Genomic DNA, 18721 nt, shown 5'->3' with positions numbered 1-18721 from the left:
TCCGCTCAGCAGCGTTCGACCCCGGGGTTCAGCAAGCGTGGCTCCCGGTCGGCCGGCACCGGCCGACCGGGCAGCGCGATCCGTAACGGGGCGCGCACCAGCGCTCGGATCGTGCGAGGGGCCATCATTCGGGACGCCATCGTTCTCGAGGCTGATGTCGGGATGGTGAGCCAGTCCTGCAGTGCAGTCATGCTCGTGTCCTTTGCTCGTGTTCACCCGGCGCATATTCGGCAGTGAACACGCTCTGGTACGAGTGTACCGATCACTGCCGCTTCCGCTCGGCATGCAACGAGCCTAACTTAGGGCACCCTAATCAGGACTGTCCCTCTGCTGCGAGATGCCTCTCAGTTGGGTACGAGGCTCAGTCGCACATCGGGACCGATGGCGTCGATGCCGTCGAATCGCCATCGCTGGGCGTGCGTGATGCTGGGCACGCCGATGTCGTCGACCGCCGTGATCGGGCCCCCCAGCAAAACCGGTGCGACATAGGCCAGGATCCGGTTGACCACACCGGCGCGCAGGAACGCACCGGCCAGCGTCGGCCCGCCCTCCAGCAACACGTCGGTCCGGTCCCCCAGTGAACGCATCACCTCGTGCGGATCGTGGGTGCGGATGAGCATGGTGTGCGAATCGTCGTTGAGCACATTGGCATCCAGCGACACCTCGCGCATCCCCACCACTACACGCAACGGTTGATGCGCCGTCAACGTGCCGTCGGCATTCCGTGCGGTCAACGTCGGGTCGTCGAAGAACACCGTCCCGGTGCCGACCACGATGGCATCGGCCACCGCCCGCTTACGATGGACGTCGGCCCGCGCCGCCTCGCTGGTGATCCACTGACTGGACCCGTCGGCGGCTGCGCTGCGACCGTCCACGCTGGTCGCGAATTTCCATGTGACATGGGGCAATCCGGTGCGCTGCTTGTGCAGCCATTCCCGCAACGGGCCCTGCTCGACCTCGTCGGCGAGCACACCGGGGCTGACGGTGACGCCCGCGTCGACCAGCCGTTGCGCGCCGCCGGCCGCTGCCGGGTTGGGGTCGGACACGGCATAGGTGACCGTCGAAATCCCAGCTGCCAGAAGCGCATCCACGCACGGCGGAGTTCGGCCGTAGTGGTTGCACGGTTCCAGGGTGACGACGGCCGCGCCGCCCTTGGCCCGATCACCGGCCGCCTGCAAGGCGACCACCTCGGCATGCGGGCCACCGACCGGTTGCGTCGCGCCGACGCCGGCCACCTGGCCGTCGGCGTCCAGGATCACCGCCCCGACCGGCGGATTGGGATAGGTCGTGCCTTTGACGAGTTCGGCTTGCTCGATGGCCAGCCGCATCGCCGTCTCGGGCGTCACAGCGTCAGGTGTCTGGACGCGGTGGCGGCCTGCCGGCGCAGGGATTTCACCGCGGCGGCCGGATCGGCCGCGCTGTACACCGCCGAACCCGCGACGAAGCAGTCCACGCCCGCCTCGGCCGCCTGCTCGATGGTGTCGGCGTTGATACCCCCATCGATCTCGACGACGATGGTGAGCTCGCCGGCGTCGACGAGGCGACGCGCGGTGCCCACTTTGGCGAGCACCTCGGGGATGAATTTCTGTCCGCCGAACCCGGGCTCGACCGACATCACCAGCAGGGTGTCGAATTCCTTGAGGATCTCCAGGTACGGCTCCAGCGGGGTGCCCGGTTTCACCGACAGCCCGGCCTTCGCGCCGGCGGCGCGGATGTCGCGGGCCACCCCGATCGGGTTGTCGGTCGCCTCGGCGTGGAAGGTGACGTTGTAGGCACCGGCCTCGGCGTAGGGCGGGGCCCAGCGCTCGGGCTCCTCGATCATCAGATGGCAGTCCATCGGGATATCGGTGACTTTGAGCAGGGACTCCACCACCGGCAAGCCCAACGTGAGGTTGGGCACGAAGTGGTTGTCCATCACGTCGACGTGCAGCCAGTCGGCCCCGGCCACCGCGGCGACCTCATCGGACAGCCGCGCGAAGTCGGCGGACAGGATGGACGGGGCGATCAGGGGTTCTGCCATGGCGGTCAGCCTACTTTCCCGACTTTCAGAGCCGCCGCGAACATCGCATCGGTCCCATGCCGATGCGGCCACAGCTGGACGTGCGGTCCGTCGCCGAGGTCGTCGGCCGGGGCAAACAACTCCCGGGTGTCCAGCTGGGTCACCGGATGCCGGCGCACGGCGTCGGCCACGACCCCGACCGTCTCGGCCAGGTGCGGTGAACAGGTCGCGTAGAGGACCACTCCGCCGGGACGGGTCAGCGCGATGGCAGCGGCGAGCAGTTCGCGCTGCAGTTTCGCCAGGCCGGGGACATCGCCGGGCCGGCGTCGCCACCGGGCCTCCGGACGACGGCGCAGCGCCCCCAACCCGGTGCAGGGCGCGTCGACGAGGACACGGTCGAATCCGGGTACCAGGCCGGATTCCCGCCCGTCGACGCGGTGCACGTCGACGTCGAGCCCTCGGGTGTTCTCGTCGACCAGATCGGCGCGCCGTGGCGCCGGTTCGACCGCGGTGACCTTGGCCCCCGAGGCCGCACCGATGGCGGCCAGCAGTGCGGTCTTGCCGCCCGGGCCGGCACACAGGTCGAGCCAGCGGCCGTTGTCGGGTCCGTCGAGTTGGGCCAATGTCAGTGCCCGGGCGACCAACTGGCTGCCCTCGTCCTGGACTTGGGCGGCACCGTTGCGCACCGCTGCCAGCTGTCCCGGGTCACCGCCGGGGAGGTACACCGCATACGGCGAGTACCGGCCGACGGTGCCGTCGGCCTGCTCGGCCAGTTCGGCGGCCGTCATGGCCGTGGGTCGCGCCGCCAGGTGCACCACAGGCCGTTCGTCGTCACTGGCCAGGAGCGCGTCGAGCTCACCGGCCCTGGCTCCCAGCGCGTCGGTGAAGGCCTGAGCAATCCACCGCGGGTGCGCGTGCAGGAATGCGGCGTGTCCGACCGGATCGGTGGATGCCGGCGGCGCCAGCTGCTCCATCCATTCCTGTTCCGTGCTACGCGAGATGGTCCGGAGCACACCGTTGACGAAACCGGCTCGGGCCGTATCGAATTCGATACCGGCCTGTTCGACGGTGGTGGACACCGCGGCGTGCGGCTCGACCCGGGTGCGTAGCAGTTGGTAGGCGCCCAGGCGCAGCAGATCGAGCAGCACCGGATCGATCCGCTCGGTCGGACGACCGGCCGCTGCGGCGATGACGGCGTCGAGCAGGCCCTGGGTCCGGCAGGCGCCGTAGGTCAGCTCGGTGGCGAAGGCGGCGTCGCGGCCCTCGATCCCCCGCTCCCGCAGCAGCGCGGGCAGGGCCAGGTTCGCGTAGGAATCGCGTTCGGTTACCGCGCGCAGCACATCGAACGCGGCCCGACGGGCTGGATCCAGCGGGGTGCGGCGATGTTGACGGTTGCGTTGCGGCGTGCGGTTCGGGCGGTTCGAGGGCCGGTTCATGATGCGCGCACCGATTCGTCGAGCCGCGCACCCCGGGCCCAGTCGGCGGCGGTCATGAGTTTCTTGCCCGGCGGCTGAATCTGCCCGAGCCGCACCGCCTGCGAGCCCGTACCGACGAGCACCGCGTTGCGTTCGACGCGGATTTCGCCCGGCGCCAACGAAATATCCGATGGCTCCACCGTGACCGGACCGACCTTGACGCGCAGGTCCCCGATCATCGTCCAGGCACCGGGATTCGGGGTGACCGCACGGATCTGCCGGTCGATGACGTGGGCGGGCAGATCCCAGCGAACCCGGGCTGACTCCACGGTGATCTTGGGTGCCAGGCTCACGCCGTCGGCCGGTTGCGGCACTGCGGTCAACGCCCCCTCGGCGATGCCGTCCAGGGTCGACTCCAGCAGGGCGGCGCCCGAATCGGCAAGCCGCCCAAGCAGTTCGCCCGCCGTGTCGGTGTCGCGTACCCGCTCGGTGACCACGCCGTAGACGGGACCGGAGTCGAGCGCCGGCTCGATCAGGAACGTGGTCGCTCCGGTGACCTCTTCGCCCGCTGCCAGCGAGGCCTGCACCGGCGCCGCCCCGCGCCAGGCCGGCAGCAACGAGAAGTGCAGGTTGACCCAGCCGTGCCGGGGCACCGCGAGCAGCCGTTCGCTCAGCAGTGCGCCGTAGGCCACGACCGCACAGCAGTCGGGTGCCAGCTCGGTCAGCTCGGCGATGAACTCGTCGGAATTGGGCTTGGCCGGCCGCAGCACCGGGATGTCGTGCTCAAGTGCCAGCTTCGCGACCGGTGAGGGTGCGGGCTTGCCGCGCCGCCCGGCCGCGGCGTCGGGCCGGGTCAGTACCGCGACCACATCGTGACGGGGCGAGTCGATCAGCCGCTGCAACGACGGGAGGGCGGGCTCTGGGGTTCCGGCAAAAACAAGACGCACCGCACCAGTTTAAGGAGCCAGGTCGCCGCTCCCCTAATGCGACCAGATACCAGTTTCGAGCCGGCAGGCGAATACGGGGCTACAACGGTGATTCGTTCGTGCCCCCCGCCCATCTCGGCAAGACGTCAGCGTGGGACTCCCAACGAGTCGAGGATCTCCGCGAGTTCGGTCGCGAACTTTTCGGCGGTCCGACGGTCGATGGTCGCCGAGGTGACCCGGATACCGTGCCTGGGTCGATACGGGTCCACCGCGAAAAGCTGACTGGACTGCACGGCCCAACCTGCCTGCGCCAAGCGCGCGACGACCGTACTCACACTGTTGGCGTCGGGTAGATCGATCCACACGTTCAGACCATCTGGATTGCCGAATACCGAAATACCTTTTTCCGCAAGAGACTTCACCAGCATGGCACTCCGCTTGGCGTAGACATCGCGGGCATGTTTTGCGCCCTCGATCACCTCGGCGTCCGACATCAGCCGAGCCACCACAGCCTGCAGCAAGTGGCTGACCCAGTCCTTCCCGGCACGTAGACGCGCACCGAGAATGTGTGCGGTCTGCACATCGGTGGCCACCACCGCCAGGCGCAGATCGGGTCCCAAAGATTTGCCGAACGAGCGAATCAGCGCCCAGTGCTTGGTCGTCTCGGGCGTGACCCGGTGATACTTCGCCGACGAGACGATCGACAGGTAATCATCTTCGATCACAAGGACTTCCGGATATTCCGCCAGGACCGCCCGCAATTCCGCGGCACGTGAACCACTGAGGCTCGCACCCGTCGGATTGTGCGCCCGCGGCGTCAGGATCACGGCCCTCGCACGGCGATCGACGAGGGCAGCGCGCAATCCCTCGGGTGTCATGCCGTGATCGTCAAGAGGAACCGGGGCGCGCCGGTACCCGTTGAGCCGGACCGTCCCGATGCTGGCCAGAAAACAGGGATCTTCGATGGCCACTGTGTCTCCACGGGTCAGGCAACTGTTGAGAACACGCTCGACCGCGTCCACCGCGCCGTGCGTCACCACGATCTCGGCGGCAGGGACGTCACCGTCGAACAGGGTGGCGGCGACCGCCGACAAGTCGGCGGTGATCGGCGATGATCCATAAAGCGGTGGCTGATATGACATGTGCGCGAGCGCGTTTCGCAGATCAGGCAGCAAATCAGGATCCGGGTTGCCGCTGGCCAGATCCGCCAGACTCGGCTCGAGCTGATGTTCGGTGTCAACCTCTGGAATCCTCGCGATCGCGGTCCCGAGGCGCCCCTGCCCTTCCGCCACGCCTGCCGCAACCAGCTGACGGTATGCGGCCGCAACGGTGTTGCGATTGACCTCCAGATCCGCAGCCAACGCCCGGATCGGCGGCAGCACGAACCCAGGTTCGAAGTCACCGCGCAGCACCAGGTCGCGGATGCTTTCCGCGATCGCGTTGGCCGTGGAACCGCTGATCCCGCTCACAGGAAGCACCCTATCGGGCACCCCTTGTGACCACCGACATATTTTGTCCTATGACAAACCATGTTAGTTTCACAAAGGTAACTACTTCATGAATCCCAGAGAGCAATCTGATGGCTTTCCAGCAAATGACATCGATCAAGATCTGTGTGGCTGCCGCGTCGGCAGCGACCCTCGCCGCGATTTTCTGCGACATCCATGACCTCGCGCCGTCGGCGGACAGCCTGCCGAACAGCGAATGCGAAGGCGCGACCTATTGCGTCACCGGCGGTGATCGATGGCTTCCCAACGGAGCCGACCAGCTTGCACGGCGGGATATCAGAGCCGCCCTACCTCTTAGTTCGCGCTCCTTCTGCGACCACCCCAACGTGCCGCTCTGAGAACACCCACCAACCCACCGAGCACAGAACTGGAGGACCAATTCATGTCCGATCGTCGTCGAAGCGCCAAACGCCCGATCAGTCGTCGCAGAACACAGCTGGTGACCTGGCTGGGAGATCAAGATTGGCTGGACCGTCCCAGCTATCGGCTCGAGAATGTCTTGACCTTCGGGTTCAATGCCTTCGGCGGTGCCCGTAACCAGGTCACGAACGCCCTCAACGGCGTGTGGCTGGGGCACCCCGTGCACCCGCCACTGGCGTCACTGTCCAGCGGTGTGCTCAGCGCCACCGTCGCCCTGGACACGTACCAGTTCACCGTCGGGCGACGCACGCGCACCATCGATGCGTCGCACCTGGCGCAGCACACGTTGGCCCTGGGAATCTTGGCCAACCTCGGTGCGGCCGTCACCGGGACCACCGACTGGCAACACACACACGAGCAGGACCGCCGCATCGGGTTGGTCCACGGCATGCTCAACCTCACCGCCACGGCGATGTACGCGCTGTCCTGGACTGAACGCCGACGCCGACATCACCTGCGAGCTGCGCTCATCAGCTGCGCCGGCTACGCGCTCTCCATGAGCAGTGGCGTATTGGGTGGTCACTTGGTGTTCGCATCCAAAGTCGGCACAGACCAGTCCGGACCCCAACTGGAATCCCCGCAGTGGGTCGCCGTGATGCCCCAGGATTCACTGCCGGACACGGGCTTACACCGTGTCGAGGTGGACAACGTCGGAGTCGTCATGTTCCGGTCGGACGACGAGATCCGCGCAGTCGGAGAATTCTGCCCGCACCTGGCCGCCCCCATGGCGGACGGCTGGCTGGACCGCGGACGCGTCGTATGCCCCTGGCACGGTTCGCAATTCGATTCCGAATCCGGCGAAGTGGTGCGCGGCCCGGCCTCAGCCCCGCTGCCCTGCTATCAGGCCAGGATCAGAAACGGGGTGATCGAGGTGCGCGCCACGTCCGAGCAGCCCGTCGACTACGACACCGACGTCATCGACGCATGCTTCACCGATACGTACCTCTCCGATGACAAGGAGACCACACTATGAATGCCTACGACGTACTGATCGAACATCACGAGCTGCTGCACCACCTCGGTGAACAAATGCTGGCCGCCTCCCCTGGCACAACCGCGCGGCAGGCGTGCATCGACCGGCTTCTGCTGGAGTTCGACATCCACATGCGCATAGAGGACGACATCTACTATCCGGCACTCACAGCCGCCGGCGACCTCATCGCCATCGCACACGCCGAACATCGACAGATCTACGACCAGCTGGCCGTTGCACTGCGCACCCCACCGGAATCTCCGGATTACCAGGATGAATGGCAGAGCTTCATGACAGTTCTGCTGGCTCATGCCACCGAAGAAGAGCGCGACCTCATCCCGCCGCCGCTTCCTATCCACTTCACCGACGACCAGTTGGAACGACTTGGGCTGGAAATGACGATGCGCATGGAGCGCCTGCGCACCTCCCCCTTCGAGAAGCTCCACGTCAGGGCTCGCGCAATGCTGCTCCGAGCCTTCTGAGGTCCGGCCGAAATGGAAGGCCTCAGCACATGGCCAAGCACCAGTATTCCCGTCGTCGGCGCCGTGCCCACTGACCGCCGGCGGGAAATCGTCGACCGCTCGGACATCGAACAGCTGGCCCGCATCTTCTACAACAGAGCCCTCTCTGATGAAATTTTGTTCAAGTATTTTGTGGAGCTCCGGTTCGGCGAACTGGAGCACCACCTATCGAAAATCGTCGACTATTGGGACACCAAACTGTTCCACACCGCGCGGTACCGAGAAGACTCGCTGCAGGTGCATCTGCGACTCAATGCGCTACATCGACTGCAAGCCAGTGATTTTCAGCGCTGGATCGAGCTTTGGCAGGCGACCATCGATGAACTCTTCGTCGGCAGAACGGCGGCGACGGCCAAATTCATCGGTGCTCAGATGGGCTGCATTCTCTACTCACGCATCACCGGATCGAATTCACCGGTGCTCGAGAACATGCTGCTGTCGAGCGGCGCTGCTGAAATTGTCGACCCCATCGGAAGGGACGGGAAATGAGGAAATTCATAGGCCGCGCGACAGTCCTTGCCGGTGCCCTGGTCGTCGGTGGACTGCTGGGCGTGAGCCCCAGGGCGAGGGCGACTTCCGCCTCTGTTACGGCGCCGGCCAGCATCGACCAACTCGACTGGATCCACCGGGTGCAGCAGCAGGGCGAGGCTCCCAAAGTCGACACCAGCGCACGCCACAGAAAGATCGTCGTCCGCGACCACACTCGTCAACGTCCGCGCAGCCGCCCCTGAGCACTGACGAGGTACCAGTACTACAACTTTGCCTGAGACGAACTTGACGGTCTGGCAGCCCAGGCCCGTGACAACGCGGTTGGTCGGTTGTCGCCGTGGTCTCAGCGTGCAATCCGGAGGTGGAAATCGTGTCACAAAGACAGATTCGGATCTCGGCGGTCATCGCCGGAATCACCCTTGCGGCACTGGGTACGGCAGGTGCAGCGAATACAGTGTCGCGCAGCGACATTCCCGGCGGTCCGATGAGGACCGGGGTGACGGTCACCCAGCGCGCAGGGGGTCCTGCGCTCGCGAAGGCGACGCCCGATATGACCGGTCCTGTCGAATTACCTGAGGAAGAGCGCGGTCTGCCGGGCCGTTGAGCTGCCGGTCGCAACGTGTTTGCTGAACTAGCCAATGTGTAACGGGTCGATCTGGATGCGACATGGCTGCTGATCCTTGCGGGCGCTGAGCACCGCGGTGGCCCGCCGCAGCGCTGCCGCCAGCTCCAGGCCCCCGTCGCGCGGTACCCGGACCAGCATCCGGCTCACCTCGGCGTCGGCATCGACCCCGGGTGGCCTGCGCGCCCCCGCCGGCAGTTCCACCGGGCCGAGGGTTTCCGCGACGTCGGGCAGTTGCGCGGTTTCCAGCAGCGCCTCGACTGCTTCCGTCGTCCCATCGATGGCCGCCATGTGCACGGCGGGAGGCAGTCCGACCTCACCGCGGCCGTCGAGTTCGGCGTCGGCATGCCCCACCGGGTCCCATCGGATCAGCGCCTGCACGGTGGCGATCGCCGACTCCGCCACCACGGCCACCACACCGCCGTCGGCGCGGGGCCGCACCAACGCCGCCGCGGCCATCCACCGCCGCATCGTGTCCTCGGCGGCCCGTAGATCCTGCCGACCGAGCAGGGCCCACGCGTCGAGCAGCAGAGCCGCACCGTAACCGCCGTCGGCCACGGGTTCTGCCCCGGGTGTGGAGACCACCAGGGCCGGTCCATTCCCCACCACACCGACCACGGCATCGCCCCCCGAGGTGATCACCGACGTACCGGGAAAGGCCCGGCCCAACTCCTCGGCCGTCCGGCGGGCTCCCACGACCACCGCTCGGACCGCATCCGAACCACAACGCGCACAACGCAATGCGGGCTCCGCCCGACCGCACCAGCGGCATTCCGCGGCCGCGCTGCCCCGATCCGGCAACGCCAGTGGGCCGGTGCAATGACGGCATCGGGTCACCGCGCGACACCGCGCGCAGGCAAGCGCGGGCACGTACCCGCGGCGAGGAACCTGGATGAGCACGGGATGCTGCGCCTGCAACGCCGCGCGGGCCGCCTGCAGCGCCATGGACGGCAGCCGGGCGGTGTGGGCAGCCGGGTCGCGTTCCTGGGCATAGCCGCTGTCCTCCAACGCGACCACTCTCGGAGCGGCGGCGCGGACCACCGGCCGGGCCGCCACCACATCGTGGGCCCAGCGGGTGCGCACCAACGCCTGCGCCTCGGCGGTGCGGGCGTAGCCGCCGATGATCGCGGCGCACCGCAGCTGATGGGCACGCAGCATGGCGACCTCGCGGGCGTGCGGGTAGGGCGCACGCGGCTCGGCGAGGTTGTCGTCGCCGTCGTCCCACACCAGCACCAATCCGAGATTGGCCACCGGGGCGAACACGGCGCTGCGGGTTCCGATCACCACCTGGGCCTGTCCCCGCAGCGCCGCGAGCCAGCGCCGGTAGCGGGCCGAGGGACCCAATCCGGCCGACAACGCGACCACCCGGGATTCGTTCACCTGTTCGGCTGCAGCGGCGTAGAGCGCGTCCACGTCGCGCTGATCGGGCACCACGGCCACCACGCCGAGGCCGGTGTTCACCGCCACCGCGGCTGCCTCGGCCAGCCGTCGTGCCCAGTTCTCCCCCGGCAGGGCCTGCCACACCGCCCGCGCGGCCCGGCCTTCACCGACGGCGGTCAGGAACTGTTCGGCGCGGCCATAGCGGGTCCAGGCGCTGGTGTCGACGGGAACGGCCGCAGCTGGTTCCAGTTCGGGCGGAGTCTGCTTCTCCACCCGGGCGTGACGCGGCGGCACCGCCAGACGGAGGACGTCGGCGCGGGTGCCGGCGTAGCGGGCCGCGACGGCGTCGACGAGCCGACGGATCTCAGGGGTGAGCACCGGCTCTGGTGACACCACGCGATCGAGCCAGCCCAGCTTGCCGGTGTGGTCGGTATCGGAGCGCCGTTCCAGGAGATACGCGTCGACCAGCCTGCCGTGGAAGCGCACCCGGACCCGCACGCCCGGCTGAGCGTCGTCGGACTGCTCCTCCGACACCAGATAGTCAAACTCCCGATCCAGGTGCGGCACCGTGAGAAGTGGAAGCACCCGCGCGATCGGTTCATGCGAGGCGGCGCGGCGGGTGATCGTCACCGCGTCAGTTCAGCAGACGGCGGTGACGTCCGGCCGAAGAACAGGCCGGCGGTGATCATCATCAGCGAGGCTGCGTAGGCCCACCAGATCGGCACCGCCAACAGTTGGTCACCCCGGATGAACTCGCTGATCCCGATCATCGTGTCCGACACGGCGAAACACACCGCTCCGGCCGCGGTCCACCACGTGGGCAGTTGGGCGAGCAGGGCCGTACAGACCATCGCCCCGAGCACGGTGATGTAGGCCGTGACCGGAACCGCCATTCCCTGCTCGAGCAGTCGGGGCCAGAACCACGCGAGTAAGGCGACGCACGCGGCAATGGTGAGCCCGACGGCGGCCAGCCGGGCCGGGCTCCGTCGGGCCAGCGGCACGAGCGCACCCAGGAAGCACAGGTGGGCGACCAGGAAGGCGCCCAGCCCTCCGACGAACGACGGCTGCCACCATGGGATGGCGAGCAGGAAGTCACCGAGCGCGGAAAACACCAGCGCACCGACCAGCCAGCGGCGTTCCCGCACGATCGGATGGGACCACGCGGCCGCGGCCAACAGCAGTGCGGGCAGCGCTTTGACCGCGGGCTGGGCGAAGAACTGGCCGGTGAGCGCCACACCGGCCGGCGACCGTAGCGCCACCACCAGTAAGAAGATGCCGTAGGCGGCGCCGACGAGCACGGCAGAGCCCCACAACCACACCGTGCGGCGCCGTGCGTACGGTGTCGGCATGTCCGTTGCTGACAAGAAACCGGCTGTCGATTCCATCCTGCAGAAGGTACTGGAGGTCGTGCCATTCCAACTATCGACTGACATCGGAGTCGAGGAGGCCCGGCGTCAGTTCAGTGATATCCCCCGGCCGCCGGTCCATCCCGAGGTCGAGGTCACCGACCGTGAGATCCCGGGCCCGGCCGGCCCGATCCCGGTGCGCGTGTACCGGCCGCCGAACCCGAGCGGGACGACGTTGCCGGTCGTGGTGTTCATCCATGGCGGCGGCTGGTCGCTGGGTGATCTGGACAGCTACGACGGCACCGCGCGCCAGCACGCCGTGGGCGCTGACGCCGTCGTGGTCTCGGTGGATTACCGGCTGGCGCCGGAACATCCGTACCCGGCCGCGGTCGACGACGTGTGGGCCGTGACGCAATGGGTGGCCGAGCACGCCGCCGAACTCGACGTCGACGGCAACCGCATGGCGGTTGCCGGCGATTCGGCGGGCGGCAACCTCAGCGCGGTGGTGGCGCTGCTGGCGCGCGACGCCGGCGCTCCCCCGCTGCGGTTCCAGCTGCTCTGGTACCCGGCCACCACCTGGGACACCAGCCTGCCGTCGTTCACCGAGAACGCCCAGGCACCGATCCTCGGGCTCGACGCCGTCGCGGGTTTCTCCCGGTGGTATGCCGGACACGTCGATCTGTCCGATCCGCCCATGACGCTGGTACCGGCCCGTGCGGCCGACCTGTCCGGACTTGCGCCGGCCTATATTGCGGTGGCCGGGCATGACCCGTTGCGCGACGATGGCATCCGGTACGCCGAGATGCTCTCCGCCGCAGGCGTTCCGGTGCAATTGCACAATGCCGAGTCGCTGGTGCACGGGTACATCGGTTATGCTGGCGTGGTTCCGGCCGCTACCGAGGCGTTCGAGCGGGCGGTGGCCGCACTTCGTGAGGCGCTACACGCCTGAGCGGCTAATTGGGCGGTTCGCTTCTGGCGGGCCACAACGACATTCGGCGAATGAGCCCGTCGCGCAGGCCGACGGTGTGGAACAACACCGCGCAGATGTGTGCGGTGAATGTCGCGAACAGCAGGTACGCCGCCACGGTGTGGGCGGTGCGCAACGCCGCGTACAGGGTGATGTTGTGCGGGGCGATCGCCGGCAGGTGGAGCGCCCCGGCCAACACGACCGGAGAGCCTGCAGCCGACACCATCGCCCACCCGATCAGCGGCTGCGCCAAAAGCAGGGCGTACAGCAGATATTCGGAGTAGCTGGCGACGCGGCGTTCCACCGGGCCCATCGTGGTGAGGAACGGCGGCAGTCGCCGGGAGACCCGGTTGACCAGTCGCACGATCGCGAACACCAGGATCGCGATGCCCAGCGGCCGGTGGATCGCCAGCAGGAGCGGGTAGTAGGTGAGCGCGGCGATCATCGTCACGCCGATGAAGAACTGCGCGATCACCATGACCGCCATGGACCAGTGCAGCAGCCTGGCCGCCAGATTGAACTTAATGATCGGTGGTGCGGTCGGAGTGCTCACTGCGCTCCCCCGGAGACGACGACTGCGCTGGGAGACTTGGGTTCTCGGGCGCGGCGGTCGAACGAGCGGGCATACACCGCTGACCGTGCGCGCGGCAACGGATCGTCGGCCGCGGCCAAGCCGTCAGGCAGCACGAGTGGGTCGAAGTTCACGTCGCGGGCGTTGCCGGGCCCCTCGGTGTGGACGGCGTCGATGGTGATGGTGCCCGCGTCAATCGTCGGTCGGTCCGGTGGCCACGGAAGGGTGGCATCGTGCGTGGGATCGGTCGGGTCGGCCAGCGTGAGGATCAACTTCCAACTGACCGGTCCGCGCGCCACCGTGTCGATCAGTGTGTCGAATAGAGCGTTCTTGTCCTCGCTCGGCGGCCGTGCGGCGGGCTGTTCGTGCTCTAGCGGCACAGCTGCCCAGCGGATCTCCGTGGTCTCGCCCTGAGCATTGGTAGCGCGAAAAGCGTTGAGGCCGTGGTACGTACTGTCGGCGAACCCGGCGCTCGGTGGGCTCTGCTTGATGATCTTCATCGCCGCGGCGGTTTCCGGGTGACCGGCCAGAAACGCCGCCATCGCCTGGGGGTCGGGCTTCCCGGTCTGCTGCTGGGGCCGCGACGCCAACATGCGGTCGTAGAAGCCTTGCGGTGTGGCGTCGGGAAACACCGGGATGTTGATCATCGCCGTGCGCCACTGCTGGCCATCGGGAAGCTCGAACACCAGGCCCAGACCTCGGACGGTGTCGTTCTTGTCAGGTTGATCGGGCAACCCACCCGACAGCGAGAACCTGCCCACCACAGGCACTGTGCCCGGTGTGAACACGGCGGCCCGGCTCACCTGGGCACCGGCACCGTTGCTGGTGAACGTTCCGGTTGCCGCCAGCCCTTTGGCGTGGTTGCGCCGAAATCCCTCGTGACGGCCGGCCACCTGCTCGAACCGGTCGGCGAACCGGTCCGGCGTCAGCGCGTCAGAACGCAGCCAGCCCGCCGCCTCACCAAGTCCGCCCACCGCGGCGACCGCTACACCGCCCATGGCGGTCAATCCCAGCAACGCTCCCCTGCGGCTCAGTTCCATCGTGGTCGCACCCTCTCGCGTCTGGACTCTGTCCAGTGTGAAACGAAATGCGGGCGCGGAACGTTCATTCGGGGCGCGCGACATGGGCTGGTGAGTGGACCGAGATCATGGCCAACGACGGCAACGAGTTCAGGTCAGCCGGTGCGCCTGGCGGACACCAGTCGCGCAGTCAGCACACAGAAACCGGCCAGCAGCAGCACCGCTCCCAGACCGGCTGGTATCGCGACGTCCAGAGTGTTGCTCGCTGCGACGATGAATAACCACGTGGCCATCACGAGCGCCGTGGCAGGCAAGCCCCAGCGGCGACGGACGAGTCGCAAGACACCTGGCGGTAGCCGTTTGGTCTGTTCCTCGTAAAGCCAGACGACGCCCGCGGCGACAGCGACGACGAGTGCGGTGCCGAGGACAGCTGTCGCGACTGCGGACGGGATGAAGCTGAGCGTCGAGAGCAGAAGCACACACCAGAAGACGAAGCTCACCGCCGCAATCCCAGCGGTTCTGCGCACGACGCCCCGAGCCAGCTCGGTCGGATCGACCATGTGGGCGTCGATGGCTGCCGAGGCAAGAGTGGAGTCGACGGCCCGGATGAACCGGAACCGGTACTGGGCGACCTCGGCGGCAACCCGATGGGTGAAGGCGTCGCCGGGGTCGAGTCGCAGCGCTTCCATGAGGTGAGCGTCGGCGCGCCGCAGCGGCCCGCGCCGCCGAAGGTACGCGTAGAGCCACCAGATCGCCCAGAAAATCAGGACCGCACCCCGAGTTATCAGCACAGCCATCACTGCCCACAGCGGATGAATTCTCAAGAACCTCGCGCGGTCGATCTCGACGATCGCTTCCGAGAGCGGGCCCAACGACGAAGCCGGGGCGATGGTGCGAATCGACTCCGCGGTCGCCTGCGCGGCCTTGCGTTGTTTGGCCTTGAGCTGAGCGCGGGTCAGCGTGTAGCGGTAGTACGCGCGGGTGTGCGCGAGTTTCACTGCCGCAGTCGCAGATTCGACCGCCTCCTTGGGCTTTCCCGCACCGTTGATGATGGCTCGCGCCCGGATGTCATGGACCGAGGCCTGGTGCGGGTCGATGGCCAGGGAGCGTTCGGACCACTTGCGGGCCTCGCGCATCTGACCTTTCGCATACAGCGCGGAAGCAAGCAGACCCAGCAGCCCGGCGTTGTTCGGGTCGCTCTGCAATCCGGCGCGTGCCGCCTGGGCGGCTTCCTCGTTGCGGTCGAGTTCGAGGAGAATCCGTACCTTTTCCGCGGCACGCTCGGCCATTGACGTCATCGCCGCTTCTTTCTCCTTGCGAGGTAGCGATCGAGTTCCGTGTAGTCCTCGCTGTTTTCGGCGAACGCGACGTAGTTCTGGGCCAGGCTGAACCAGGACGCCGTGCTGGCTTGGGTGTCTTTGAATGCCTTCTCGAGGTGACGTTGGTTGACCGGCTGGGTGGACCCGCGTCGCACCGAGTCGTGCAGCGCGAACTCGACGGCGTGGCGGCACAGACCCGCCAAATCTGCGCCCGAGTACCCCTCGGTACGGTCGGCGACGGCGGACAGGTTCAGCCGCTCCGTCGGGCTGGTGCGCAGATGGTGAGAAAGGATCGCCTCCCTGGCAGGACGATCGGGCGGCAGCACCAGCACCTTGCGGTCGAAGCGGCCGGGGCGCAACAGTGCGGGATCGACATCCCACACCTGGTTGGTCGCCCCGAGCACCAGAATTCCCTCGTTGTCGCTGGTGGCCCCGTCGAGTTCCAGCAGCAACTGATTGACGATGCTGCGGATGAAGCTCGATGTCTGGGCGCGCTTGTGGCCGAGTGCGTCGAGCTCGTCGATGAACAACACGGTGGGGCGCATCTGCCGGGCTTCATCGAAAACGCTCTTGATGTTGCGCTCGCTGTTGCCAAGCCATTTGTCGAGGATGTCGGCGATGCCGACGTGGATGAAGAACAGACCGAGTTCGCCGGCCAGCGACTTCGCCAGGAACGTCTTGCCGCAACCGGGCGGCCCCCACAACAGCAGGCTGGACCGCAACGCGTGCCCGAACGACTTACGCAGCTCCTCATTGCGCATAGGTTCGAGAAAGCTCATCCGCAGCCGTTGCTTGATGTCCTCCATGCCGGCCACATCGTCGAGTGTGAGCTCCGGCCGGACGATCTCCATCAAGTCGCTGACCGGGATGGCGTCGTCATCGTCGTCGGCTGTGGCCCATGCTTCGTTCTGCCCAGAAGACAGCGGAGTCGCAGGCGGCGTCTCCGGCGCAGGCGATGGTGGCGGTGCGGGTGCACCCTGCTCGGGGGCGGTCGGTTGCGGTGCGGGTGCGGGCATGCCGAATCCGGCCAGGGCGGCGCTCTTGCGCGCCAAGGCATCGGCGTCCCCGGGCGACTGCTGGAGCAGCAGCTCGCAATGGCCGAGTGCCGCGACATACTGGCCGTCGTCGAGGAGCAGATCTGCCAGATGCAGGCGCAGCGCTCGATTGGCCGGGTCGGCCTGGACCGCACCGTCGATCGCAGCCAGCAGCTGAGGGTCTACCGCCATTCAGTGCCGTCCTCCCACCCGCAAACGGTCCTCCGGTGAGACCCGCAGCGATAGCGTAATCACCTCCTGCTGCGCTGGCTTGTACTCCGCTCATTTGCATCCATTGCTTCAGGCAACGGTGTACCGTCCGCGTTGATCTCAGCCCCCGTGGATGGGACAGCGGAACAGGACGGTTCCGTGGCACAACCGAATAATCGAGCAGAGGAATCAATGACCCGCAGCGAGGAAACGTCGTTCGAAGAGCAGTATCCATCCGAGCCGCTCGGTGCCACGGACCCACGCGATCTGACGCTGCCGTTGTACGGGGCTACATTTGGCCAGGCACTGGCGCGGTTCTTTCGCAGTTACGCACGCTTCTCCGGTCGCGCGTCGCGCAGTGAGTACTGGTGGGTCCAACTGGCAATCGCAACCGTCACCATCTTCTGCGTGGCAATCGTCGCCGTAGCCGGAGACCCCAGCGCGCTCGGACGCCTGTCCCTGCTGCCGGTGGCAGTATTCGTATTGGTGTGCGTGGTTCCAAGCTGGGCACTCATGGTCCGCCGGCTCCATGACGCCGACTTGTCGGGGTGGATGTGCCTCCTACTCTTTTTGCCCTACATCGGATCTGTGTTGGCGATTGTCTTCGGCGTGCTGCCCTCCAAACCTCTTGGTGAACGCTTCGACCGCCGCGATGACTACGACTATGACTCCGCTCCCGGATGAGATGTGATCGATCAGGCATTCGCTCGGCTGTACTCCTATCCGAATACGCTGTCGTACAACCGCACTGATCTCTCGTCAACTACGGGTTCCTTAACGTGGCGGGCCGATGTAAGGCGGACGGTACCTGAGTGGACTTCGATCACGAACCCTCGCCCATCCGACGTTTCGGCAGCCCAGCGTGGACTCCACCACCTCCGCGTAGGTGCGCCAGAGACTCGTTTACGTCCCGTCGCAGAAGCTGGCGTTCCGCCAAACACGGTAAATATCAGCATCTCTCCGCTCCCGCCCTACTTTCGCGTGTTTTCTCCGACGCCCGTGCCCCCAGCGAGCGCCGAGCCGAGCGCAGCCGGCAACGCCACCTGAAGACGGATCAACCCAGCCGACTGCACTCGAATCTTCGAATCCGCATCCGCCGTTCGGGCATGATTACGCGGTGAGCTCGCGGTGGACGGACCTCTTTGATCAGGTGCTGTACCGGACGCGCTGGATCGGTCCACTGCTCTATTTGGTGTGCGGCCTCGGCATGGGATTGCTAGGGCTGTGGACGATCCCGAATACCCCCATGCCGAACCAACTGGTCGCGTGGGGAATTCTCGCGTTTGGTCTCGGATGCCTACGGCAGGCCTACAACGAGTTTCTCGAAGCTCGCGATGAGGAACCGCCGTACTCACCACCCGACCCGAACCGACCCCCGCCGCCGCGATGGCGGCACCCACTTGCACCTGAACTTCAGGAACAACTGCTGGCGATGTTCGCTCTGCTGGAAACGGCGGGGATTCTCGACCCCGGCGAAGTATCCGATGACGAAGTCATCGAGTGCGCCGAACACACCGACGTATTCGAGGACATGGATATCCACTCGGTGATGATGGTTTTGGAAATGCTGGCGGACGAGCGGGTGCCACCGCTTCGCCACCTGGCGTTCTTCACCAACCAGGTGGAGTTCTACGACGACGATGCATTCGAGATCGTGCGTGAATTCGCACGCATCAGCGGATATTCCGGCCCGTTGCGTCAGATCAGGTTCGGCACCACCGACGACCATCAGCGCCCCAGCTTGGACCCGATACCCAACGCCGTCATCGAATTCGAGATGGACACCACCCGGTACTCGCTGCCCTTCACCGTGTACGCCAAGTACCAACCCGACGGGCTGATCGAACAATTGGCGCCGATCTTCGCCCCACCAGAATGCGCTGAACGCTTCTACGTCTCGCAGGAGAGCATGAATCTGGACATCACGTACACAACCCCGGCGCAGATTGCGGAGTTCAATGCCGCCCTTGGGCCGGAGGCATCCTGGGTGGAGATCAAATGA

At 66.6% G+C, this 18721-nt stretch carries 20 protein-coding genes; 8 read left to right on the top strand and 12 right to left on the bottom strand.

What is annotated here, in order from left to right:
* Positions 1-5: 5 nt before the first annotated feature.
* From A5740_RS28515 to A5740_RS19570, 6 genes are all read right to left on the bottom strand, one after another.
* Complete coding sequence (locus A5740_RS28515) at positions 6-191, bottom strand: hypothetical protein (protein ID WP_139335237.1); 186 nt, start codon at positions 189-191, stop codon at positions 6-8.
* A 153-nt stretch (positions 192-344) separates the two neighbouring features.
* Positions 345-1328 (bottom strand): bifunctional diaminohydroxyphosphoribosylaminopyrimidine deaminase/5-amino-6-(5-phosphoribosylamino)uracil reductase RibD, encoded by a 984-nt coding sequence (ribD, locus tag A5740_RS19590; protein WP_076196760.1) that lies wholly within the window; start codon positions 1326-1328, stop codon positions 345-347.
* Between the two features lie 14 nt (positions 1329-1342).
* Positions 1343-2020 (bottom strand): ribulose-phosphate 3-epimerase, encoded by a 678-nt coding sequence (gene rpe / locus A5740_RS19585; RefSeq protein ID WP_076196717.1) that lies wholly within the window; start codon positions 2018-2020, stop codon positions 1343-1345.
* A gap of 5 nt (positions 2021-2025) precedes the next feature.
* The gene (locus A5740_RS19580) at positions 2026-3435 is read right to left on the bottom strand and encodes an RsmB/NOP family class I SAM-dependent RNA methyltransferase (protein ID WP_076196715.1); all 1410 of its coding nucleotides are present in this window, start codon (positions 3433-3435) and stop codon (positions 2026-2028) included.
* Positions 3432-4361: a methionyl-tRNA formyltransferase gene (gene fmt / locus A5740_RS19575; RefSeq protein ID WP_076196713.1), complete on the bottom strand. Its 930-nt coding sequence runs from the start codon at positions 4359-4361 to the stop codon at positions 3432-3434. The genes A5740_RS19580 and fmt overlap by 4 nt, the downstream gene beginning before the upstream one ends.
* A gap of 125 nt (positions 4362-4486) precedes the next feature.
* Positions 4487-5809 carry an aminotransferase class I/II-fold pyridoxal phosphate-dependent enzyme gene (locus A5740_RS19570; protein WP_076196711.1) on the bottom strand — a complete coding sequence of 441 codons (1323 nt, stop codon included), beginning with the start codon at positions 5807-5809 and terminating at the stop codon, positions 4487-4489.
* A gap of 110 nt (positions 5810-5919) precedes the next feature.
* Between A5740_RS19570 and A5740_RS28510 the strand changes: the two genes are divergently transcribed.
* Genes A5740_RS28510 through A5740_RS19550 form a run of 5 tightly spaced genes read left to right on the top strand, consistent with a single transcriptional unit; the run spans position 5920 to position 8493 of the window.
* Positions 5920-6186, top strand: coding sequence for a hypothetical protein (locus A5740_RS28510; RefSeq protein ID WP_139335236.1), 267 nt, complete (start codon positions 5920-5922; stop codon positions 6184-6186).
* 44 nt (positions 6187-6230) lie between these two features.
* Positions 6231-7241 (top strand): Rieske (2Fe-2S) protein, encoded by a 1011-nt coding sequence (locus A5740_RS19565; protein ID WP_083654270.1) that lies wholly within the window; start codon positions 6231-6233, stop codon positions 7239-7241.
* Positions 7238-7723 (top strand): hemerythrin domain-containing protein, encoded by a 486-nt coding sequence (locus tag A5740_RS19560; protein ID WP_076196708.1) that lies wholly within the window; start codon positions 7238-7240, stop codon positions 7721-7723. The genes A5740_RS19565 and A5740_RS19560 overlap by 4 nt, the downstream gene beginning before the upstream one ends.
* Before the next feature lie 12 nt (positions 7724-7735).
* Positions 7736-8251 carry a group III truncated hemoglobin gene (locus A5740_RS19555; protein ID WP_076196707.1) on the top strand — a complete coding sequence of 172 codons (516 nt, stop codon included), beginning with the start codon at positions 7736-7738 and terminating at the stop codon, positions 8249-8251.
* The gene (locus A5740_RS19550) at positions 8248-8493 is read left to right on the top strand and encodes a hypothetical protein (protein ID WP_076196706.1); all 246 of its coding nucleotides are present in this window, start codon (positions 8248-8250) and stop codon (positions 8491-8493) included. The genes A5740_RS19555 and A5740_RS19550 overlap by 4 nt, the downstream gene beginning before the upstream one ends.
* A gap of 389 nt (positions 8494-8882) precedes the next feature.
* On the opposite strand, the gene A5740_RS19545 is transcribed toward A5740_RS19550, so the two are convergent.
* Both A5740_RS19545 and A5740_RS19540 read right to left on the bottom strand, forming a co-directional pair.
* Positions 8883-10883: a primosomal protein N' gene (locus tag A5740_RS19545; RefSeq protein WP_076196705.1), complete on the bottom strand. Its 2001-nt coding sequence runs from the start codon at positions 10881-10883 to the stop codon at positions 8883-8885.
* Positions 10880-11602: a lysoplasmalogenase gene (locus A5740_RS19540; protein WP_076196704.1), complete on the bottom strand. Its 723-nt coding sequence runs from the start codon at positions 11600-11602 to the stop codon at positions 10880-10882. Before A5740_RS19540 ends, A5740_RS19545 begins: the two co-directional genes overlap by 4 nt.
* Between A5740_RS19540 and A5740_RS19535 the strand changes: the two genes are divergently transcribed.
* Positions 11601-12548 (top strand): alpha/beta hydrolase, encoded by a 948-nt coding sequence (locus A5740_RS19535; protein ID WP_076196703.1) that lies wholly within the window; start codon positions 11601-11603, stop codon positions 12546-12548. The genes A5740_RS19540 and A5740_RS19535 overlap by 2 nt on opposite strands.
* A gap of 4 nt (positions 12549-12552) precedes the next feature.
* On the opposite strand, the gene A5740_RS19530 is transcribed toward A5740_RS19535, so the two are convergent.
* The 4 genes from A5740_RS19530 to A5740_RS19515 form a co-directional block, all read right to left on the bottom strand.
* Entirely contained in the window at positions 12553-13119 is a 567-nt protein-coding gene (locus tag A5740_RS19530; protein WP_371454774.1) for a cytochrome b, read from the bottom strand.
* Positions 13116-14177 (bottom strand): catalase family peroxidase, encoded by a 1062-nt coding sequence (locus tag A5740_RS19525; RefSeq protein ID WP_254849256.1) that lies wholly within the window; start codon positions 14175-14177, stop codon positions 13116-13118. The genes A5740_RS19530 and A5740_RS19525 overlap by 4 nt, the downstream gene beginning before the upstream one ends.
* A 134-nt stretch (positions 14178-14311) precedes the next feature.
* Positions 14312-15454, bottom strand: coding sequence for a tetratricopeptide repeat protein (locus tag A5740_RS19520; RefSeq protein ID WP_139335234.1), 1143 nt, complete (start codon positions 15452-15454; stop codon positions 14312-14314).
* Positions 15451-16701, bottom strand: a complete 1251-nt coding sequence (locus tag A5740_RS19515; protein ID WP_076196701.1) for a 26S protease regulatory subunit — start codon at positions 16699-16701, stop codon at positions 15451-15453. The genes A5740_RS19520 and A5740_RS19515 overlap by 4 nt, the downstream gene beginning before the upstream one ends.
* 210 nt (positions 16702-16911) lie before the next feature.
* On the opposite strand from A5740_RS19515, the gene A5740_RS19510 reads away from it, so the two are divergent.
* Positions 16912-17403 carry a DUF805 domain-containing protein gene (locus A5740_RS19510; protein ID WP_076196700.1) on the top strand — a complete coding sequence of 164 codons (492 nt, stop codon included), beginning with the start codon at positions 16912-16914 and terminating at the stop codon, positions 17401-17403.
* Positions 17404-17836: 433 nt separating this feature from the next.
* A complete protein-coding gene (locus tag A5740_RS19505) occupies positions 17837-18721 on the top strand; it encodes a hypothetical protein (RefSeq protein WP_076196699.1) in 885 nt (294 codons plus the stop codon).

This window comes from Mycobacterium sp. GA-1841 (genome assembly GCF_001954135.1).
Lineage (GTDB): Bacteria > Actinomycetota > Actinomycetes > Mycobacteriales > Mycobacteriaceae > Mycobacterium.
The sequence above is the reverse complement of the archived record's forward strand: the minus strand, read 5'-3'. Positions and strand labels throughout refer to the sequence as shown.